Source organism: Mycobacterium sp. ACS4054 (assembly GCF_001667275.1).
In the GTDB taxonomy this organism is placed as follows: Bacteria; Actinomycetota; Actinomycetes; order Mycobacteriales; family Mycobacteriaceae; genus Mycobacterium.
In genome coordinates, this window is record NZ_LZHV01000050.1 from 212,687 (window position 1) to 229,051 (window position 16,365).

Sequence of the window (16,365 nt, forward strand, 5' to 3'; positions counted from 1 at the left end):
GAGTTTGCGTCCGCACTGCTCAGAGGGGTTGTCCGCCAGCGCCGGACGCCGTCAAGCCCGACCAGGCAGTTGGGGAACCCGGCCATTAGAGTGGTATGGTCCATCGGTTGTTTTTCCGGGCGAGTGGCGGAATGGCAGACGCGCTGGCTTCAGGTGCCAGTGTCCTTCGGGACGTGGGGGTTCAAGTCCCCCTTCGCCCACATTTTGAATATCGGCGCTGAGGTCGCGGACTCGAGAAGTTCGCGACCTTCGTGTTTTCACAAGGCTCGGCCCTCGTCGCGGTCCTCATCCCAGTGGGCCCATTCCGGCAGCGGGGTATTCGGCATCGCGCCGCGGGCGGAGGCCTCGTAGCCCGGTTGGGGGCCATGCGGCTTCCAACGGGGATCCGATCGGTTCGCCCGTGAGCGCCGGACCGCGCGGACGACCAAAGCGACGGCGCCGCCGACGATGAAGGCAATCAGCACCACCTTGAGGACCAGCAACAGCACGGCCATGGGTCTTGGCTCCTCGGGCTTGGGTGAATTGACGTCGGCTACCGCATCAGTAGCGTAATTGCCAGCTCAGGAGGGGTGGCAATGTTCGTCGCGGAGCGTGACGCCGCGCAGCTACGGGTGACGCGATGCGGCTGCGCTACATAAGCGTTGCGGCCCTGATTGCCGAGGCCGGCGGCGACCCGTGGGCTGTCAACAAGAGCCTGCAAGCCGGCAGGCCCGGGGAGATCTCCTCTCTGGCAGAAGCCTTCCACCGAGCGGGCCGATGCACTTCCGAGGCCCAGCACGCCTTCGAGCAAGCCCGTAACCGCTTCGACGCTGCGTGGAACCGCCAGGGCGGAAGCGGCAATCCGATCAATGACTCCAGCGATGTGCAGCGGGTGACGCAGTCGCTCGGCGACCAGTCCTTGCAGCTGCCCAAGATCGGCGTCGACCTGGAAAACATCGCCGCTTCCTTGGCCGAGGCGCAGAAGGCCGCGGCGGGACAGATCGCGACCCTCGAGAACCAGCTGCAAACACTCGACGACCTGATCGGTCAGGCCGTCGCGATGGAGCAATCCGGCAACCTGAGCGCGGAGGACCGGCACATCCTCGATGCCCTGATCCGCAATTGCGAGAGGGATGCCATCGATGACACGAAAGACGCACTGGCACATCTGAATTCGATACGTAACGGCTATGCCGATGGCTTACACAATTCGCTGGGCAACCTGCGAACCGAAGGATACGATCCCGCTCGCCTGCACGATGTCGACGCGGACGGTTCGCCCAAGCCCACCGAGGCCCAGTTGCAAGCACTCGCCGACCTCCGTCGGATCACCGACCAAGCGGTGGTGGATCAGATGGGCAAGGTGCGCGCCGCGCAGGATGCCCTGAACAAGGCGATGGCCGACCTTTACACGCACGGCCCGGGGTCGCCGGAGGGCGAGGCCGCCAGCGCGAAGCTGCCCAAGCTGAAAGCGGACCTGGCGCACGCGCTCGACGACCTTGGCAAGATTCCCGACTACAAAGACGTCGACCCCGCATCGATCGCGATCGCTCCCGACGGTCGTTTCATGTTCACCCACACCGTCGACGGGCAGCCCGTGCAGGTCTACGGGCAGCTCAAGGACGGCGCGGGCGAATTCTTCGATCAGGCCATGGGCACGTCCTATGTCTTCAGCGGCGGCAAGTTGACCGGCATGCGCACGCTCGATCCCGGGAAGGTGGAAGCCACGCCCGAACCGCTGTGGAGCGCAATCACTTTGGCTGTCGGGGGTTACGGGTTGAAGGCGGGCGGCGAGGTCGCTTGGCAAGGGCTCAAGACGTTGTTTACTCGCGAAACGCTGGAGGGCTTGACCGGCGACAACGTCTTAGCCCGCGCAATGAGCGGGGCCGAGATACGTGAGGCGATCGCCGAAGCGCATCTCCCTCCGCGGGGGTCGCCAATTCCCGATGCGGGCGGACAACCCGTGCCCGGCGCCACCCAACCCGGTCCGGCACCCGTCGTCGAGCACGCTCCGCACCCTGGTGGTGGCGGCGGTGAGCTTCCGCCCGATGCAGGACCGCCGGCACCGCATGTCCCGGTCGCGCCGGACGGACCTCTGACCGAGGTGCCCGCCGACGCGCCAGCACCACCGCCGCTGCCGCGTGACCACGAGTTGTTCCATGGATACAACGCGATCGAACTGGGGCCGGAGTTCACTGGAGCTGACGGGCAACTCATTTATCCCGACGACACGCTGCCCACGAAACCCTACGCGGTGCCAGGGACTATCGTTCCCGACGTTAAGTTGCCGCAGGGCACCGTCCTTAGCCGCTTCGGCTACCCGGGCGGAGGTTACCTAGCACCTGATGGAACGCCGTTCGCAGAAGTAGCGCTTCCACCCGAGAGTGCCGTGAAACCGTACTTTCAGTACGTTGTGAAGGACCCGGCAGCTCTACCACCCGGCTGGCGTATTGAAGAATCGAAAGTAGCGCCCTGGTTTCATCAGCCGGGCGGCGGTCAACAATTCCGAATCATTGATGATTTCGGCAATACGGGCAATGTAGAAGAATTGGTCAGGTACGGATTCCTCGTGAGGATAAGGCGATGAAAGACTTTTCTCGATTAGCGAGTAACTGGTATCGGTGGGCCCCGGGCATGGGTGGGGGTAAGGCATCAGTCTCAACCGAATGCGCCGACTGTGCAGTCCTATTCAGCACCGACGATTATTCGGTCCATCTACGCAATGAGGGAGATTGGTGGGTTGTGGATACCGTCAATGACCGTGGGCAGCGACGCAATGGCGCCGCGCGGTTTTCGAACTTCGATATGGCGGAAAAATATCTCATCTGGGACTGGGCAACCACGGCGCGCTCACACCTCGCATCAGGCCCCTTGGGTGCCGACCTTGCCCGGCAAGGTTACGCATCCGATGTGGAAGTGTCGAAGACGGACTCAGGTTACAAGATATGCCTCAACAATCAATGCGCCGTTTTATCAGTGGTCAACGCGACAATCTTCAGCCATCTTATGGGCAAGTCCGTGGACGAAATTGAGCAGATGGTTACGAGCGGCCTATAGCCGTGTTGTGACAAAGTAGGAAGCACCCGGCCATCCCACTTTTCATGCACCCGGTTACGACTGCACAAACCGCAAGACATCCGGCGTAACGGCGTCGGTGATGTCGTCGTACTCGGGGTGCTTCTTGAGCACGGTGCCGATCATCGAGCACACGGGGACGATGCGTTTCCCTTCGCCCCGCGCTTCGTTCAGCGCCTCCTCGACCAGGATCGTCGCCAGCCCGCGCCCGCCATACGCCGGGTCGATCTCGGTGTGAAAGAAGACGCGCTGGTCACCGCGGTCGGCGAAATCGGCGAGGCCAACCTGCTTGCCCTCCACGGCGATCGTGTACCGACCCTCCTCGAGCGTGACGGTCGCTTCTGCTCCGGTCTTATCGGTGGCCATCTGTACTTTCCTTTCCTTGCGATGCGGGTCGAGGCCGCAGCCGAGTGGTCGGCAGCGGCGGGGCGGGCAATCGGCTCAGCGAACCCCGATAGCCCTGGACGGCGCCGAAGCGCTCGTCGCCGTCCTCCCAGAGTTGGCGGTAACGCGCGATGTCGTCGTGGGTTCGCCCGACGAAGTTCCACCACATCACCAACTCCTCGGTGAACGGCGTGCCGCCGAGCAGCAGAACACGCGCAGGCCCGTCGCCGTTGTTGGACAGCTGCAGGGCGGAGCGCCCGGGGTTCAGGTAGGCGAGGGAAGCAACCGTCAGGGCGGTCTCGTCGACGCGGACGGCGCCCAGATCGCACAGCACGCCATGCTCGAAAGCCGGGTCGATGTCGACGTCGACGCGAGATCCGGCGTCGAGGTCGATCTGGGCACCTAGCAGCGGAGTGAAGGCATGCACCGGCGACGAGCCGCCGGCCAGATCACCGAGAAACACGCGAACGGTGGCGCCCGAAAGGGATACAGGCTTCGGAACGTAGTGATCGAAGCCGCGGCCGGTATCGCGATCGGAATCGGGCAGCGCGACCCACAGCTGGACACCGTGCAGGTCAGTCGACGACGGGACCGATACCTCGGAGTGGCAAATGCCGGCGCCGGCGGTCATGAGGTTCAGCTCGCCGGGCCGCACCGCGGCCTGCACGCCGCCGCTGTCGTTGTGCTCCACTTCCCCACTGAACAACCAACTCACCGTTTGTAGTCCGGTGTGCGGATGCGGCGGAACGTCCATGCGCGCCAATGTCGGCCCGTAGTGGTCGATGAAGCACCACGCCCCGATCAACGAGCGCTGACGTTGCGGAAGCGTGCGGTGCACCCGCATCGCCCTGGGCCCGCCCAAGGGAACCTCGCGGGGGCACAGCACCTCTACGCCCGCGCTGGGTGAAGCAGCGCAAGCGACTTCGACCGGCGCCGGCTCAAGGTTGCTCATCGTCCTCCCCGACCGTACCCAGATCCGGTTACTTGCGGGGCGGGCGGAGCACCTTCATCGCGAGCCGCATGACGGGCTCGGGCACCCGGTCCTGCATCGACAGGGCGGTGTCGGCGGCACGGGATCGCAGCGGGGTGCCGCGACCGAAGACCCGGTTCAACGGCCCGCCGGACGGTTCGAGCACCACGTGCAGCGGCGGCGTGCCGACGGCCGCCCCCAGGGCGTTGGCGATCACCATCCGCTGGATCTCGCTGGTGCCCTCGAAGATGGTGTACAGCTTGGCATCCCGATACCACTTCTCCACCGGATGATCGGTGATGTAGCCCCAGCCGCCCATGGTTTGGATGGCGCGTTCGGTGGCCTTGACGGCAACCTCGCTGGCGGCCATCTTCGACATCGAGCCTTCCCCGCGCTCGAAGGGAATGTTGTTGGCGGCCATCCACGACGCCCGCCAGGTCAGCAGCCGCGCCGCGTCGATCTGGGTGGCCAGCTCCGCCAGCGGGAAGGCGATGCCCTGGTTGTCGATGATCGGCGCGCCGAAGGCCTCCCGCTCGGTGGCGTACGCCGTCGCGTACTCCAACGCGGCGCGCGCGATGCCGATGGCCTGCGCGGCGACCATGGGCCGGGTCTGTTCGAACGTCCCCAATGTCGCGGAGCCGGAACGCTTGCCGCCGGCCACCACTTCGCGGGCTTTGGCGAGTTTGTGCTCCAATTTCTCTTCTCCGCCAAGCAGATTGGCGCCCGGGACGCGGACGCCCTCGAATAGCAACTCGGCGGTGTGGGACGCGCGGCAGCCCAGCTTGTCCAGCTTGCGCACCAGCTTCAGCCCCGGCGTGCCCCCGGGCACCACGAACAGCGCCTGACCGCGATGGCCAAGCTCCTCGTCGACGACCGCGTTGACCACGTGCACGTTGGCGATCCCGCCGTTGCCTATCCACATCTTGTGGCCGTCGATGATCCAGTCGTCACCGTCGCGACGCGCGGTGGTACGCAGATTCCGCACGTCGCTGCCGCCCTCGGGTTCGGAGATCGCCAGCGCCGCAAGCTTGAGATCGCCTGGGGTTCCGAAACATTCGGGTGCCCACTCCAACATCTGCTCGGGAGACGCGGCCTGACCGATCGCCGACAGCGCCAGGGCCGGCATCACGATCGCCAACCCGATCCCGGCACAGCCCCAGAACAGCTCCTCCATGAACATCGGCAAGGACAGCCCGGTCGGATCGCCGATCAGGTCGCGGTAGAACAACGGACTGTAGAAGCCGCGCTGCGCCGCTTCCTCCAACACCGGCCACGGAAACTCTTGACGCTGGTCGTAGTGCAGCGCCACGGGGCGAATCACTTCTTCGGCGAACTCGTGGGCCCGCCGGGCGAGGTCGTGTTGCGCCGCCGTCGGGGTCAGGTCGAACGTCATGGATCCCGCCTTCGGGTCGACAGACACGGTCGTGCCGAAGCTCTACCCCGTTGGCTGGGTCAGCAAACTGCCCCTAAGCGGGTCGGAATGTCAGGCGGCCGAGCGCGGCCCGACCTGGGCCAGCGGCAGGTGCAGCACCACCGCGGCCACGGCAACGGCCTCGTGTTCGTGGTTGGCGAGCAGGGCGGCATTCTCCGGGAGCTGGCGGGAGTTGATTTCGCCGGACGCGATGCGGCGCAGGACCTCGTGAGCCTGGGCCAGTTGCTCCCGCTTGCGGTACTGCCCGCCGGGCAGTTTGACCCCGGCCCAGACGCCGTACTCCTCGCGGTGCGCGATGGCGTGCTGGGCGCACCGGCGCTGCTGGGCCAGCGGGCAGCGGCGCAGGCACTGGATGCGCGCCTCGACGGCCGACCGCTCATACGCACGGGCCTTGGCCGCACCGTCGCCGCCGTCGTCGTCGGGGTAGCCGAACCAAAGTTCTGGGTTGGCAGCGCACGGGTGTCCCATGTCGGTCTCCTTGTCGAACTTGAAACGTAGACAGAAGCGTATACAGACGAATAGCCCGAGCGCAAGAGAAACGTGACAGAAACGTATATCAACGGCGATACGGGATGGGCTGTGTAGTATCCGGCCTATGGCCGGAGCGTGCGATGAGCCGTGAATCGGCCGGCGCGGCGATCCGCGCCTTACGGGAGTCGCGCGACTGGTCGTTGGCCGACCTGGCCGCCGCGACCGGCGTCAGCATCATGGGGTTGAGCTTCCTGGAACGCGGTGCCCGCAAGCCGCACAAAAGCACAGTTCAGAAGGTTGAGAACGGCCTGGGCCTGCCGCCCGGCACCTATTCGCGGCTGTTGGTGGCGGCCGATCCGGACGCGGAACTGGCCCGGCTGATGGCCGCGCAACCGCCCCCGGCCGCCCCCTCCCGGCGCACCGGGCCGGTGGTTGTGGACCGTCACAGCGACACCGAAGTGCTGGAAGGTTACGCCGAAGCTCAGCTCGAAGCCCTCAAATCGGTCATCGATCGGTTGCCGGCGACAACATCAAACGAATATGAGACGTATATTCTGTCTGTGATCGCTCAGTGCGTGAAGGCAGAGATGCTGGCCGCCGGTTCCTGGCGGGTGGCGGTGAACGCCGGGTCGGACTCCACGGACCGGCTCATGGAGCACCTCCAAGCCCTGGAGGCGACGCGCACAGCGCTGCTGAAACGGATGCCGACCAGCCTGAGCGCGCGGTTCGACCGGGCCTGCGGGCAATCGTCATTGCCGGAGACCATCATCGCCGCGCTCGTCGGTGTCGACGTCGAAGAGATCTGGGACATCCGCAACCGGGGGGTCATCCCGCCGGGAGCGCTCCCCCGCGTGCGCGCTTTCACCGATGCGGTGGAGGCCGGAAACGTGGTGGCGCAGTGAACCGCAGCGAAGTCGAGGTGCTGAGCCGTGCGCATGAGATGTTCGCCGGCAGCGCCCGGCAACCGTCGCTGGATGCGGGCACCGGGCACTACCGCAGCTTGTTGCGGGCGGCGCCCGGGCGAACCGACGGCTTCGCGCATCGCGCTTATCGGCTCGCCGCGGACCACAGCAGGCAACGGCTCGCGGCGGCCGCCGCCACGGACGCCGCCGCGGCGGGCGTCATCGCCGGCGCCGACCGGGACCGGGCGCAGGCCCGCGAACTGACCGGACGCGTCGTCGACGAAGCCCGTGCCGATGCCACGGTCTTTCCGACGACGCCGATGGCCCAACGCGAGGCCATGCGCCGCCGCGCCGCACGACTGCGGGCGCAACGCGCGCACGTCGTGGTGGCCCGGTTGCGCGCACGACGGCGCCTGGCGCAACTGCGGGCGCTGCGCTATCAGCTCCTGCGCCAGGGCGCCGGCGGCAACCAGCGTGCCGCCATCGCGGTGCGGGCCGCATTGTCACGCCTGGGCCGCCCCTATGTCTGGGGTGCGACGGGACCCGACCAGTTCGACTGTTCGGGATTGGTGCAATGGAGCTACGCGCAGGCGGGAATCCACTTGGACCGCACCACTTATCAGCAGATCAACGACGGAATCCCGGTCCCCCGTTCGCAGGTCCGTCCTGGTGATCTCGTCTTCCCGCACGCCGGACACGTGCAGCTGGCCATCGGCAACGGCCTGGTAATCGAAGCGCCCTATTCGGGTGCTTCGGTCCGGATCAGCCGGCTGGGCCCCAACGTTGCGATTCGCCGACCGCTATGACGAACAGGGTGAGCAGATGACCGAATCAGCCGGACCTTCACTAGCCGCCATGCAGGCACGGCAGTCGGCGCTGGCCGGACAGCACGGCACGGCCGCCGACGCCGACCGCGTCTTGGCCGACGTGCTAACCAGCGCTCACGCCGCAATGCGAGAGGGCGCCAGAAGGCTGGACGCTATTGCCGAACAGATCGATCACGCCACCGTGCACCAGGGCAACCTCGCCATCGATACGCCCATGGGCGCGCGGGAGTTTCAGAGGTTTCTGCTGGCCAAACAGCGCGAGATCACCGCGGTCGTCGACGGTGCCCGCGAGCTCAGCCGAGCGAAAAAGGCTGTGCTGGAAGGGCTTCGGAACCAATACGCTACCGACTCCGGCTAGGCAAGGGGCGGTCGCAATGTCATCCACAAATCCCGGGCTCGGTGAATTGTCCGCCCGACGGGCTCTGGGTACTGTCGCCGGGCATGGAGGGGCCGCAGCGTATCCCGCAAAAAATTGCGGTATCAGCAGCGCCGGCTGTCTAGCTGGTGTCGGCGCACGAGGAGCTACTGGCGGCGGTGAAAGATGCCCGGGACCGCACCGGTGACCCGAACGCTTGGCGCGCGGCCCTGTCGCCCGGTGAGCTGGCCGCCGTGATCACCCCGACCACGCGTCCCGAACAGCTCCAGGCGATAGCGGGCAAGATTCGCCAACAATATGCGGCTGTGCCCGCGCGCGAGCAGGGCGAGGCGGCGGAAGCCATCGCGCGCGCCGAAGCCACGCTCGCACACCAGAATTCAGCGAGTTCGCAGCTGGACCTGCAAGTCATCACCGCGATTTTGAACGCCCACCTCAACGCCGTCGAGGGCAGCCAAGCGCTGACCCAGTTGCAGCACGACACCGAAGCCGCGGTCCGGACGAGGTCGGACCTGGACACGCCGGCCGGCGCGCGCGATTTCCAGCGCTTCCTGATCGGCAAGCTCCGCGACATCCGCGCGGTGGTCCTCAACGCCAGCCTGGACGACACGTCTAAGTCGGCGCTGATGGCCGCATGGACATCGCTCTACGACGCATCCAAGAGCCAGTCGAGCGGTCCCGACGAACACCCACCGGCCCAGCAGGCGGGTGCTTCCGCCTACGACCCGGCGGACGACCCGGAATGGGATCCGTTGTTGGATTCGTTGCTGGCCGACGATCCGGGTGTGGCGAGCGATGAAACCCCCTCGGTGGGCGTGCCGGACGCCGGGACCGCCCCGGTGGCGCCGATGGCTCCTGCGCTGCCACCGATGCCCAACATCGCACCGGGCTTGCCGAGCTTCGGCGGAGCCCCGAGCGGACTGCCCCTGGCCGGCCTGCAGGGCGACACAACGGATCCCGCGCTGCAAGGCCTCGACGACAAAGAACTCGAGGACGTCGCGAGCCACGCGGATCCGAAGCCGGACGCGGCGTCCGATGAACCCGGCGATGAACAGGATGCCGCGGCGGTCGATCCCGACGCGCCACCGGCCGGCCCCACGGCGGTGACTTTGCCCGACGGTGAAACGGTGACGGCCGCCAGTCCCCAGCTCGCAGCGGCGATCAAAGCCGCAGTCGGCGGAGTGTCGATCCCAGATGCGTTCCAGCAGCAGGGAATAACGATCCCGCCACCCGGCACCGCGGTGACCAACCCCGTCGATCCGGCGCATGTGAGTCCGGCCGACATCGGGATGTTCATCGACCGGCATGCGCTAGCCCTCGGTCCCGGCAAGGCCCTTCTCGATGGCCAAATTCAAGACATCGCCACCGTGAGCGGGCCAACCTTTCTAGGCTGGGAGCATCCGCCGGCGGCGGCCGCAGCCGTGACCGCGCCGGCGAAGCCCGACATACCGACACCCACGCGGCCGGCGAGTTCGTCGACCACCTGACAATAGTGATCTCGCCGGTTCGGCCGGCGGCCGTGAACAGGAGACAGCGGATGGCAGATTCGATCCATGTGGTGCCCGCCCACTTGCGTCAAGCCGCTGCGCGGCACCAGGAAACCTCCGATTATTTGCGCGCGGTCCCGGCGTCGCACGAGGCGATCCAGGAAAGCCTGGACTCGCTGGGACCGATCTTCGGTGAACTTCGCGACGCCGGGCGGGAACTGCTCGAGCTCCGACGCCTGTGTTACGAACAGCAGGCCGCCGACCACGCCGACCTGGCGGACAAACTGACGGCGTCGGCGACGATGTGGGAGCAGCACGAGCAGGATGCGGCCCGCAACCTCGGCGGCATCGCTGACCGCGGTCGATGACGGACGCTAATCCCGCTTTTGACACCGTTCACCCGAGTGGGCACATCCTCGTCCGCTCCTGCCGCGGCGGGTACATGCACAGCGTCGCGCTGAGCGAGGAGGCGATGGAGACCGACGCCGAGACGCTGGCCCGCGGCATCTTGCTCACAGCGGATGTGTCGTGCCTCAAGGCGTTGCTGGAGATTCGCGACGAAATCATGGCGGCCGGGCACACCCCGTCGGCTGAGGTTCCGAGCCCGCGTGACCTCGACGTGGCGATCGAGAAGCTCCTGGCGCATAAACTGCGCCGTCGCAACAAGGCGATCTGACCGGCTGCGACGTCCTACAGCAACCAGGTTTTGGCCGCTTCGGGATCCGGGGCGATATCGGTGGGCGGCTCTACGGGATTGGGGCCGAACAACTCTCGTGCGCGGGCGAGCAGGGCCCGCACTTCGTCGAGTTGCTGCTGCAACGCAGATTCAGCCATATCCACACGCTACCCAGGCCGTCACAGCCGCACAATTCACTGACCGAATAACCCATTCATCAGATGCCGGTACGCTTAGCCGGTGGCGATCTTCGGTCGGATGACGGCGCGCCAGCGCCTCCGGAGAGCTACCCGGGAATCACTGGCGATGCCGGCTTTCAGCTCTCCCATCGACTGCACCCCGTGGGTGATCGGTGGGCTTTGGCCTGCCGAGCTATCGACGATTACCGCCGAAAACGCCACGGTTGCAGACTATCTCAAGACCGACCTCCAGCGGATCGTCGACAGCGCAAACGAGCAGCTGAAGATGATCAAGCGCGCCGGATTGGCTGATCTGGCGCGGCAGGCGGAAGAGGCCCGGGTGATCGACGAGGCGCGTGCCCGCGCGGTGCGGCGAGTCGAATCGACCATCCGCCAGCTGCACGCGGTGCCGGCCGCGGCGACCGCCGGGTACGGGCGCCCACAGTTCGCGGAGCCGCCGGCACCGGATATGGACCGGACCCAAGTCATTCCCGCGGTTACGGAGGCGGGGCCGCCCGACGCGAGCCGGCATCGTCCTCGTTGGCGGGTCGCCGAGAAACCGGCACCCGTCGCGCCGGAAAGCGGCGCCGACGAGCCCGAGGCCTTGCCCCAGGACACGGCTCCCGAGTACCCCGCCGCCACCCCCGACATGGAGGAGACGCAGGTCATCCCGAGTGGCACGGAGGTCGAGCGCGCCGGCGAAACACCGAGCGAGAGCGCAACTGAGCCGGCTGGGGAGTCCGTCGCCAACGGTCGTCACTACATCGACGTCGAGGAGCAAGACGACGCCGAAGGGGCTGCGGAGGCACCTACCGCGGACGCCGCCGCGCTGGAGGAGACGCAGGTCATCCCCGCGATCACGGACGTCGAGCCCGCGGTCGACGAGCCGGAACCCGCCGCTATCGCCGAGGACACTCCCGCGGCGGCCGCGCTGGAGGAGACGCAGGTCATCCCCGCGATAACCGACGTCGAGCCCGTGGTCGACGAGCCGGCTTGGGAGCCCGTCGCGAATGGTCGCCATCACGCCGAGCCCGATGAGCCGGCCACTGGCCAGGACGAGCCCGAGCATCCGGAACCCGTCGCCGATGTCGCCGCGGCGGCCGCGCTGGAGGAGACGCAGGTCATCCCCGCGATAACCGACGTCGAGCCCGTCGTCGACGAGCCCGCCGACAGCGGTCGCCACCACGCCGTCGTCGACGAGCCGGCCGGCCAGGAGGAGCCGGCCGGCCAGGAGGAGCTGGCGCCCCAACAGCCCCTCCCCCGCCCTGCCCCGCAAAAGGCTGCGCCCGCAACGGGTTTCGACATCAATCGGCTGAATCGACTCCTCGAGTTCGTGGTCCGCCAGGAGCCGCGGCTGAATTGGGCGGTCGGGGACCGTGCCGACGGTACGACGGTCTTGGTCACCGACCTCGCCCACGGCTGGATACCTGCGGGTATCAACCTCCCAGCGGGCGTGCGGTTGTTGGAACCCGGGCGACGCACGGGCAGGGTCGCCGGGCTGCTCGGTGACGCGGTGCACGTCGTCACCTACGCTCCCGGTGATTCGCTACGCCGCTCGGCCGACTTCACCGCAACGAAATCCTCGTTGGAACCGCGTGAGCTGCCCGCCATCCCCGATCTGGCCAGAGTGCTGAGCGAGACCACACGTCGGTTCGAGGGCCTCCCCCGGATCGTGCAACGGCTGGCGGACACGGCCGCCGCGGACGCCGTTGTGATCGACCAGGAGGTCGACGTGTTGCGGGTGCACCTCGATACGGCGCGCTATCAGCTCCTGGTTCAGTCTCCGTCCGTGAATCCGGCCCTGCTGCTCAAGTGTCTGTTGATGGCCGCCACCGAAGGCATCGCGAGCGCAGACCCGGTGTCGGCGAACTATCACCTCGCCTGGTATCAGAAACTCGCCACCGAACCGGCCGGCGCATAGCGCGGCCCGACGGCGCGCGATTATGAATTGACGCTGGTTGGAGGGGGCGAGGATACTGTGACCGTGTCGGATTCGGGCGGTCGCGCGAATCTCAGCGACAAGGATCTCGTCGAATCAGTTCTTCGTGAACTCAGCGAGGCGGCCGACAAGTGGGAAGCCCTCGTCGCCCAGGCCGAGGCCGTCACCTACAGCGTCGATCTCGGTGACGTTTATGCGGTCGCGAATGCCGACGGGCGGTTGCTCAAGCTGACCCTGCACCCGGGTGTGATGACCGCGTACGCCCATGGCGAGCTGGCCGACCGACTGAACCTCGCGATCTCGGCGCTGCGCGAAGAGGCCGAGGCCGAGAACCGCGCGACTTACGGCGGCCCGCTGCATTAACCGCGCGCCCGCGCGCTCATCGCCCGCCGCTCAGGTCAAATGGCGCCGGCTCTCTTCGCGCGCCCGCGCGCTCATCGCCCGCCGCCGGGTGGACCCGCGAAGGCCTGCGCGATCTCCAACCAGCGCTGCGCGTCGGGCCCCTGCGCGGTGATGTCCAGGCCGCTCAGCGGGCGGCGTTGGGTGACCAAGTAGCAAAAGTCCTCGGCGGAGCCGCTCACCCGCTGCGCCGCATCCGGCGATCCCCAGCTCCAGGTGTCACCGCCCGGTGCGCGCAGTTCGACCAGGAACGGCTCGGCCGGCGGGGCGAGATTGTTGACGACGAACGCGTAGTCGCGGGTGCGCACGCCGAGATGTGCGATCGACCGCAGCCGATCGGTGGCCGCCCGTTTGACGCCCAGCGCATCGGCAACGTCCAGGCCGTGCGCCCAGGTCTCCATCAGCCGCGCGGTCGCCATCGACGCCGCACTCATCGGGGGCCCGAACCACGGAAGTTTGCGTCCGGCGGGGACCGCCAGCAACTCCTCGTGCAACCGGCCGCGGGTGGCCCGCCAATCGGCGAGCAATTCGGCCGGCGCCAAAGCCGCCACTTCTTCGGCGCCCGCATCGACGAAGCCCGTCGGGTCGGCGGCGGCGGCCGCCAGGGTTTCGGCGAACGCCGCTTCGTCGGTGACGGAGGTCAGCGCGACCCGATCGGTCCACAGCAGGTGCCCGATCTGATGGGCGATCGTCCAGCCCGGCGCGGGTGTGGCCTCGGACCAGCGTTCGGCCGGCAGCGGCGCAACCAGGTCGTCCAGCTCGTCGCTTTCGGCTCGTAGGTCAGCCACGATGGGCTCGGGACCCGCCATCATTGCCTCCGATCGTCGGTTGTCTCCGCCGGGTGGGAATTATCCGCTCGTTCGCCGCGGCGGCCGAGGACGGCGTGCATGGCCAGGCCGGCCAGGTAAATCCCCGAGCCGACCAGCACAAAAGCGGGCGCACGCCCGTCGTCGGGAATCAGCGCCGCGGCCACCGTGATCGAAACTATGAACGCGACCCAGAACAGCGCGTCCTGCACGGCGAACACGTGCCCGCGAAGGGCGTCATCGACGTCCATCTGCATCGCCGAGTCGGCGCACAGCTTGACCATCTGCCCGGTCACCCCGAGAAGGAAACCGCACGCCACCATGATCGGCAGCAGCAACCCCGCGCCGGCGACCTCGATGATCGCCGACGTCGCCAGGGCACCGTTGACCGTGGCGTAGCGCCCCCAGCGGCGGACCGCGGGTGGAGTCAACACGTTGGACAGGAACGCGCCCAGGCCGGCGGCGCCGAAGAACACCAGCGCGGTACCCAGTCCCCCGGCCTCGGGGTTCGTGAGGTGGTGAACCAGCAAAAGGACAAGCAGCGAATTGATGCCGATCACCATGCGGTGGGCGGCGAGGCCGGACAGGGTGGCGGCAACCGTCGGCCGCTGCGCCACCGTCCGCGCGCCGTGCAACCAGCCGGTGATCACGGCGTAGAAGACCGGTCCGTGGATGGCCCTCTTGGTGTCGTCGGGGCCCAGCACGCGCGAGCCGAACCGCAACGACAGCAGCAGGGCAGTCGCGATGGGGACACCGGTGAGAAAGATGATCGCCGAGGCACCCTTGTCCCCCGCGCCGAACACGAACCGGGGCACGAGCATGAAGTTGGCGCCGATGAAGGCGGCGATGGCTCCCGACGCGTTGGCCAGGGCGTTCATCGTCACGACCTGTTCGCGCGGCACGACGTGCGGCAACGACGCCGCGAGCCCGGACCCGACGAACCGGGCCAAGCCGTTGGCGAACAGCGCGCCCAACAACAGCGGCAGATCGCCCGCCCTGACCGCCAGGATCGTGCCGATCGCGGCGATCAGGATGAGCCTGCCGGCGTTGGCGCCGACGATCACCAGCCGCCGGTCCCACCGGTCCATCAGCGCGCCGGCGAACGGACCCAACAGCGAGTAGGGCAGGAACAGCACGGTGAACGCCCGCGCGATGGCCATCGGATCGGCGGCCCGGTCGGGATTGAACAGCAACGCCCCGGCCAGGCCCGCTTGGAACAGCCCATCCCCGAACTGGCTCGCCATGCGCACCTGCAGCAGCCGCGAGAAGTCTGGCAAACCGCGCACCGACCGCCATATTTCGACGGGTGCGCTTGAGTGCATCCGGGATTGGATCACGAAACCGACTTCCACAATTGGGGCTAGCAAGCTCGCCGCGGTCCGAGCCGCCTAACAACAGTACAAATATTTGCGGCCCGCGCTCGATTCCGCCGGGCGGCCCGCGCCGGATGCGATGATGGTGAGGTGCCGCCGCCCGAGGATCCAGAGGACTATGTCGCGCCGGCCGCACAGCGGGTGCGCGCGGGTACGTTGCTGCTTGCCAACACTGATCTTTTCGAACCGACGTTCCGGCGCAGCGTCATCTACATCGTCGAGCACAACGACGGTGGCACGTTGGGGGTCGTCCTCAACCGCGCCAGCGAGACCGCGGTGTACAACGTGCTGCCGCAGTGGACCAAACTCGCGGCCAAGCCGAAGACGATGTTCATCGGCGGCCCGGTGAAGCGTGACGCGGCGCTCTGCCTGGCGGCGTTGCGGGTCGGCGCCGATCCCCAGGGCGTTCCGGGGTTGCGGCATGTCGACGGCCGGGTGGTCATGGTCGACCTGGACGCCGACCCCGACTCGATCGCGCCGCTGGTGGAGGGCGTGCGGATCTTCGCGGGTTACTCCGGCTGGACCATCGGCCAACTGGAAGGCGAGATCGAGCGCGACGACTGGATTGTCTTGTCGGGCTTGCCATCTGACGTCCTCGTCGGGGCGAGGTCCGACCTGTGGGGCCAGGTGCTGCGCCGCCAGCCGCTGCCGCTGTCGCTACTCGCGACCCATCCGATCGACCTCAGCCGCAACTGAGGCCGCTCCCCCACGCCGGGGGCTTTACTCAGATTTCTCAGTGGCAGGACTGCGTGCAGCCGGCGCAGGTTCCCGCACACGCGGGGGCCGCGGCCTCTTGCTGCAGGGCGAAGCGCGCGCTCTGCCACGACCCGGCGGCCAGCGTTCCGAAGGCGCCGACGACACAGACGATCAACACCACGAGCGCGGTGTGCGGGGAGGCCGCCACGGCCACCACACCCCCGGCGGCCAGCATGATCGCGGCCGCCAGCTGCGCCGGAGCCATGGACCGCAGCGCCAGCGCGGTGGGGTCGACATTCTGGGTGCGCGCCAACGACCACGTTCCGAACCCGGCGGAGGCCACCGCCGCACACATGCACAGGACGCCCGCAATCAGCATGGCCTCACAATACGAGCC

The 16,365-nt window shown here is 67.4% G+C and carries 20 protein-coding genes and 1 tRNA gene; 12 read left to right on the forward strand and 9 right to left on the reverse strand.

Translation table 11 applies throughout. The features are described from left to right. Nucleotides 1–117 precede the first annotated feature (117 nt). Nucleotides 118–200, forward strand: a tRNA-Leu gene (locus A5730_RS13820). Between the two features lie 57 nt (nt 201–257). Here the strand turns inward: A5730_RS13820 and A5730_RS13825 are convergent. Continuing rightward, nucleotides 258–494, reverse strand: coding sequence for a hypothetical protein (locus tag A5730_RS13825; RefSeq protein ID WP_067901031.1), 237 nt, complete (start codon nt 492–494; stop codon nt 258–260). A gap of 125 nt (nt 495–619) precedes the next feature. On the opposite strand from A5730_RS13825, the gene A5730_RS13830 reads away from it, so the two are divergent. Continuing rightward, the gene (locus tag A5730_RS13830) at nt 620–2,566 is read left to right on the forward strand and encodes a TNT domain-containing protein (protein ID WP_067901034.1); all 1,947 of its coding nucleotides are present in this window, start codon (nt 620–622) and stop codon (nt 2,564–2,566) included. Nucleotides 2,567–2,721: 155 nt separating this feature from the next. Then, entirely contained in the window at nt 2,722–3,036 is a 315-nt protein-coding gene (locus tag A5730_RS24345; RefSeq protein WP_231994683.1) for a hypothetical protein, read from the forward strand. A 54-nt stretch (nt 3,037–3,090) separates the two neighbouring features. Here the strand turns inward: A5730_RS24345 and A5730_RS13835 are convergent, their stop codons facing one another. The 4 genes from A5730_RS13835 to A5730_RS13850 form a co-directional block, all read right to left on the reverse strand. Further along, nucleotides 3,091–3,420, reverse strand: a complete 330-nt coding sequence (locus tag A5730_RS13835) for a GNAT family N-acetyltransferase (protein WP_067901037.1) — start codon at nt 3,418–3,420, stop codon at nt 3,091–3,093. Continuing rightward, a complete protein-coding gene (locus A5730_RS13840; RefSeq protein WP_067901038.1) occupies nt 3,407–4,390 on the reverse strand; it encodes a pirin family protein in 984 nt (327 codons plus the stop codon). The genes A5730_RS13835 and A5730_RS13840 overlap by 14 nt, the downstream gene beginning before the upstream one ends. Nucleotides 4,391–4,418: 28 nt before the next feature. Continuing rightward, entirely contained in the window at nt 4,419–5,801 is a 1,383-nt protein-coding gene (locus A5730_RS13845; RefSeq protein WP_067816723.1) for an acyl-CoA dehydrogenase family protein, read from the reverse strand. 90 nt (nt 5,802–5,891) lie between these two features. Further along, nucleotides 5,892–6,308, reverse strand: coding sequence for a WhiB family transcriptional regulator (locus A5730_RS13850; protein WP_067816720.1), 417 nt, complete (start codon nt 6,306–6,308; stop codon nt 5,892–5,894). 143 nt (nt 6,309–6,451) lie between these two features. Between A5730_RS13850 and A5730_RS13855 the strand changes: the two genes are divergently transcribed. The 6 genes from A5730_RS13855 (at nt 6,452) to A5730_RS13880 (ending at nt 10,576) form a co-directional block, all read left to right on the forward strand. After that, on the forward strand, nt 6,452–7,213 hold the full coding sequence (locus A5730_RS13855; protein WP_067901041.1) for a helix-turn-helix domain-containing protein: 762 nt from the start codon (nt 6,452–6,454) through the stop codon (nt 7,211–7,213). Then, entirely contained in the window at nt 7,210–8,019 is an 810-nt protein-coding gene (locus tag A5730_RS13860; RefSeq protein WP_067901045.1) for a C40 family peptidase, read from the forward strand. The genes A5730_RS13855 and A5730_RS13860 overlap by 4 nt, the downstream gene beginning before the upstream one ends. Before the next feature lie 16 nt (nt 8,020–8,035). Continuing rightward, on the forward strand, nt 8,036–8,398 hold the full coding sequence (locus A5730_RS13865) for a DUF4226 domain-containing protein (protein ID WP_067901167.1): 363 nt from the start codon (nt 8,036–8,038) through the stop codon (nt 8,396–8,398). A gap of 146 nt (nt 8,399–8,544) precedes the next feature. Next, a complete protein-coding gene (locus tag A5730_RS13870) occupies nt 8,545–9,900 on the forward strand; it encodes a DUF4226 domain-containing protein (protein ID WP_067901048.1) in 1,356 nt (451 codons plus the stop codon). A 50-nt stretch (nt 9,901–9,950) separates the two neighbouring features. Beyond that, nucleotides 9,951–10,268 (forward strand): ESX-1 secretion-associated protein, encoded by a 318-nt coding sequence (locus A5730_RS13875; RefSeq protein WP_067901050.1) that lies wholly within the window; start codon nt 9,951–9,953, stop codon nt 10,266–10,268. Then, nucleotides 10,265–10,576 (forward strand): DUF2694 family protein, encoded by a 312-nt coding sequence (locus tag A5730_RS13880; RefSeq protein ID WP_067901054.1) that lies wholly within the window; start codon nt 10,265–10,267, stop codon nt 10,574–10,576. The genes A5730_RS13875 and A5730_RS13880 overlap by 4 nt, the downstream gene beginning before the upstream one ends. A gap of 14 nt (nt 10,577–10,590) precedes the next feature. Here A5730_RS13880 and A5730_RS24960 read toward each other — a convergent pair whose 3' ends face one another. Further along, nucleotides 10,591–10,734 (reverse strand): hypothetical protein, encoded by a 144-nt coding sequence (locus tag A5730_RS24960; protein ID WP_167374087.1) that lies wholly within the window; start codon nt 10,732–10,734, stop codon nt 10,591–10,593. An 82-nt stretch (nt 10,735–10,816) separates the two neighbouring features. Here A5730_RS24960 and A5730_RS13885 point away from each other — a divergent pair, with 82 nt between their 5' ends. Beyond that, nucleotides 10,817–12,676, forward strand: a complete 1,860-nt coding sequence (locus tag A5730_RS13885) for a DUF5632 domain-containing protein (protein WP_231994684.1) — start codon at nt 10,817–10,819, stop codon at nt 12,674–12,676. Between the two features lie 57 nt (nt 12,677–12,733). Beyond that, nucleotides 12,734–13,057, forward strand: coding sequence for a DUF2710 family protein (locus A5730_RS13890; RefSeq protein ID WP_197506252.1), 324 nt, complete (start codon nt 12,734–12,736; stop codon nt 13,055–13,057). Nucleotides 13,058–13,128: 71 nt separating this feature from the next. On the opposite strand, the gene A5730_RS13895 is transcribed toward A5730_RS13890, so the two are convergent. Together A5730_RS13895 and A5730_RS13900 are read right to left on the reverse strand one after the other, a co-directional pair. Further along, the gene (locus A5730_RS13895) at nt 13,129–13,902 is read right to left on the reverse strand and encodes a TIGR03084 family metal-binding protein (protein ID WP_067901174.1); all 774 of its coding nucleotides are present in this window, start codon (nt 13,900–13,902) and stop codon (nt 13,129–13,131) included. Then, the gene (locus A5730_RS13900; protein ID WP_067901176.1) at nt 13,902–15,221 is read right to left on the reverse strand and encodes an MFS transporter; all 1,320 of its coding nucleotides are present in this window, start codon (nt 15,219–15,221) and stop codon (nt 13,902–13,904) included. Before A5730_RS13900 ends, A5730_RS13895 begins: the two co-directional genes overlap by 1 nt. Before the next feature lie 141 nt (nt 15,222–15,362). Between A5730_RS13900 and A5730_RS13905 the strand changes: the two genes are divergently transcribed. Further along, a complete protein-coding gene (locus A5730_RS13905; RefSeq protein WP_055399530.1) occupies nt 15,363–15,968 on the forward strand; it encodes a YqgE/AlgH family protein in 606 nt (201 codons plus the stop codon). Between the two features lie 37 nt (nt 15,969–16,005). Here A5730_RS13905 and A5730_RS13910 read toward each other — a convergent pair whose 3' ends face one another. Further along, a complete protein-coding gene (locus A5730_RS13910) occupies nt 16,006–16,347 on the reverse strand; it encodes a hypothetical protein (RefSeq protein ID WP_067901058.1) in 342 nt (113 codons plus the stop codon). Nucleotides 16,348–16,365 lie beyond the last annotated feature (18 nt).

Bases quoted from the DNA above. Each gene is read 5' to 3' on its own strand.
- A5730_RS13825 (WP_067901031.1), bottom strand. From the start codon at position 494: ATGGCCGTGCTGTTGCTGGTCCTCAAGGTGGTGCTGATTGCCTTCATC.
- A5730_RS13830 (WP_067901034.1), top strand. From the start codon at position 620: ATGCGGCTGCGCTACATAAGCGTTGCGGCCCTGATTGCCGAGGCCGGC.
- A5730_RS13835 (WP_067901037.1), bottom strand. From the start codon at position 3,420: ATGGCCACCGATAAGACCGGAGCAGAAGCGACCGTCACGCTCGAGGAG.
- A5730_RS13840 (WP_067901038.1), bottom strand. From the start codon at position 4,390: ATGAGCAACCTTGAGCCGGCGCCGGTCGAAGTCGCTTGCGCTGCTTCA.
- A5730_RS13845 (WP_067816723.1), bottom strand. From the start codon at position 5,801: ATGACGTTCGACCTGACCCCGACGGCGGCGCAACACGACCTCGCCCGG.
- A5730_RS13850 (WP_067816720.1), bottom strand. From the start codon at position 6,308: ATGGGACACCCGTGCGCTGCCAACCCAGAACTTTGGTTCGGCTACCCC.
- A5730_RS13855 (WP_067901041.1), top strand. From the start codon at position 6,452: ATGAGCCGTGAATCGGCCGGCGCGGCGATCCGCGCCTTACGGGAGTCG.
- A5730_RS13865 (WP_067901167.1), top strand. From the start codon at position 8,036: ATGACCGAATCAGCCGGACCTTCACTAGCCGCCATGCAGGCACGGCAG.
- A5730_RS13875 (WP_067901050.1), top strand. From the start codon at position 9,951: ATGGCAGATTCGATCCATGTGGTGCCCGCCCACTTGCGTCAAGCCGCT.
- A5730_RS13880 (WP_067901054.1), top strand. From the start codon at position 10,265: ATGACGGACGCTAATCCCGCTTTTGACACCGTTCACCCGAGTGGGCAC.
- A5730_RS24960 (WP_167374087.1), bottom strand. From the start codon at position 10,734: ATGGCTGAATCTGCGTTGCAGCAGCAACTCGACGAAGTGCGGGCCCTG.
- A5730_RS13895 (WP_067901174.1), bottom strand. From the start codon at position 13,902: ATGGCGGGTCCCGAGCCCATCGTGGCTGACCTACGAGCCGAAAGCGAC.
- A5730_RS13900 (WP_067901176.1), bottom strand. From the start codon at position 15,221: ATGCACTCAAGCGCACCCGTCGAAATATGGCGGTCGGTGCGCGGTTTG.
- A5730_RS13910 (WP_067901058.1), bottom strand. From the start codon at position 16,347: ATGCTGATTGCGGGCGTCCTGTGCATGTGTGCGGCGGTGGCCTCCGCC.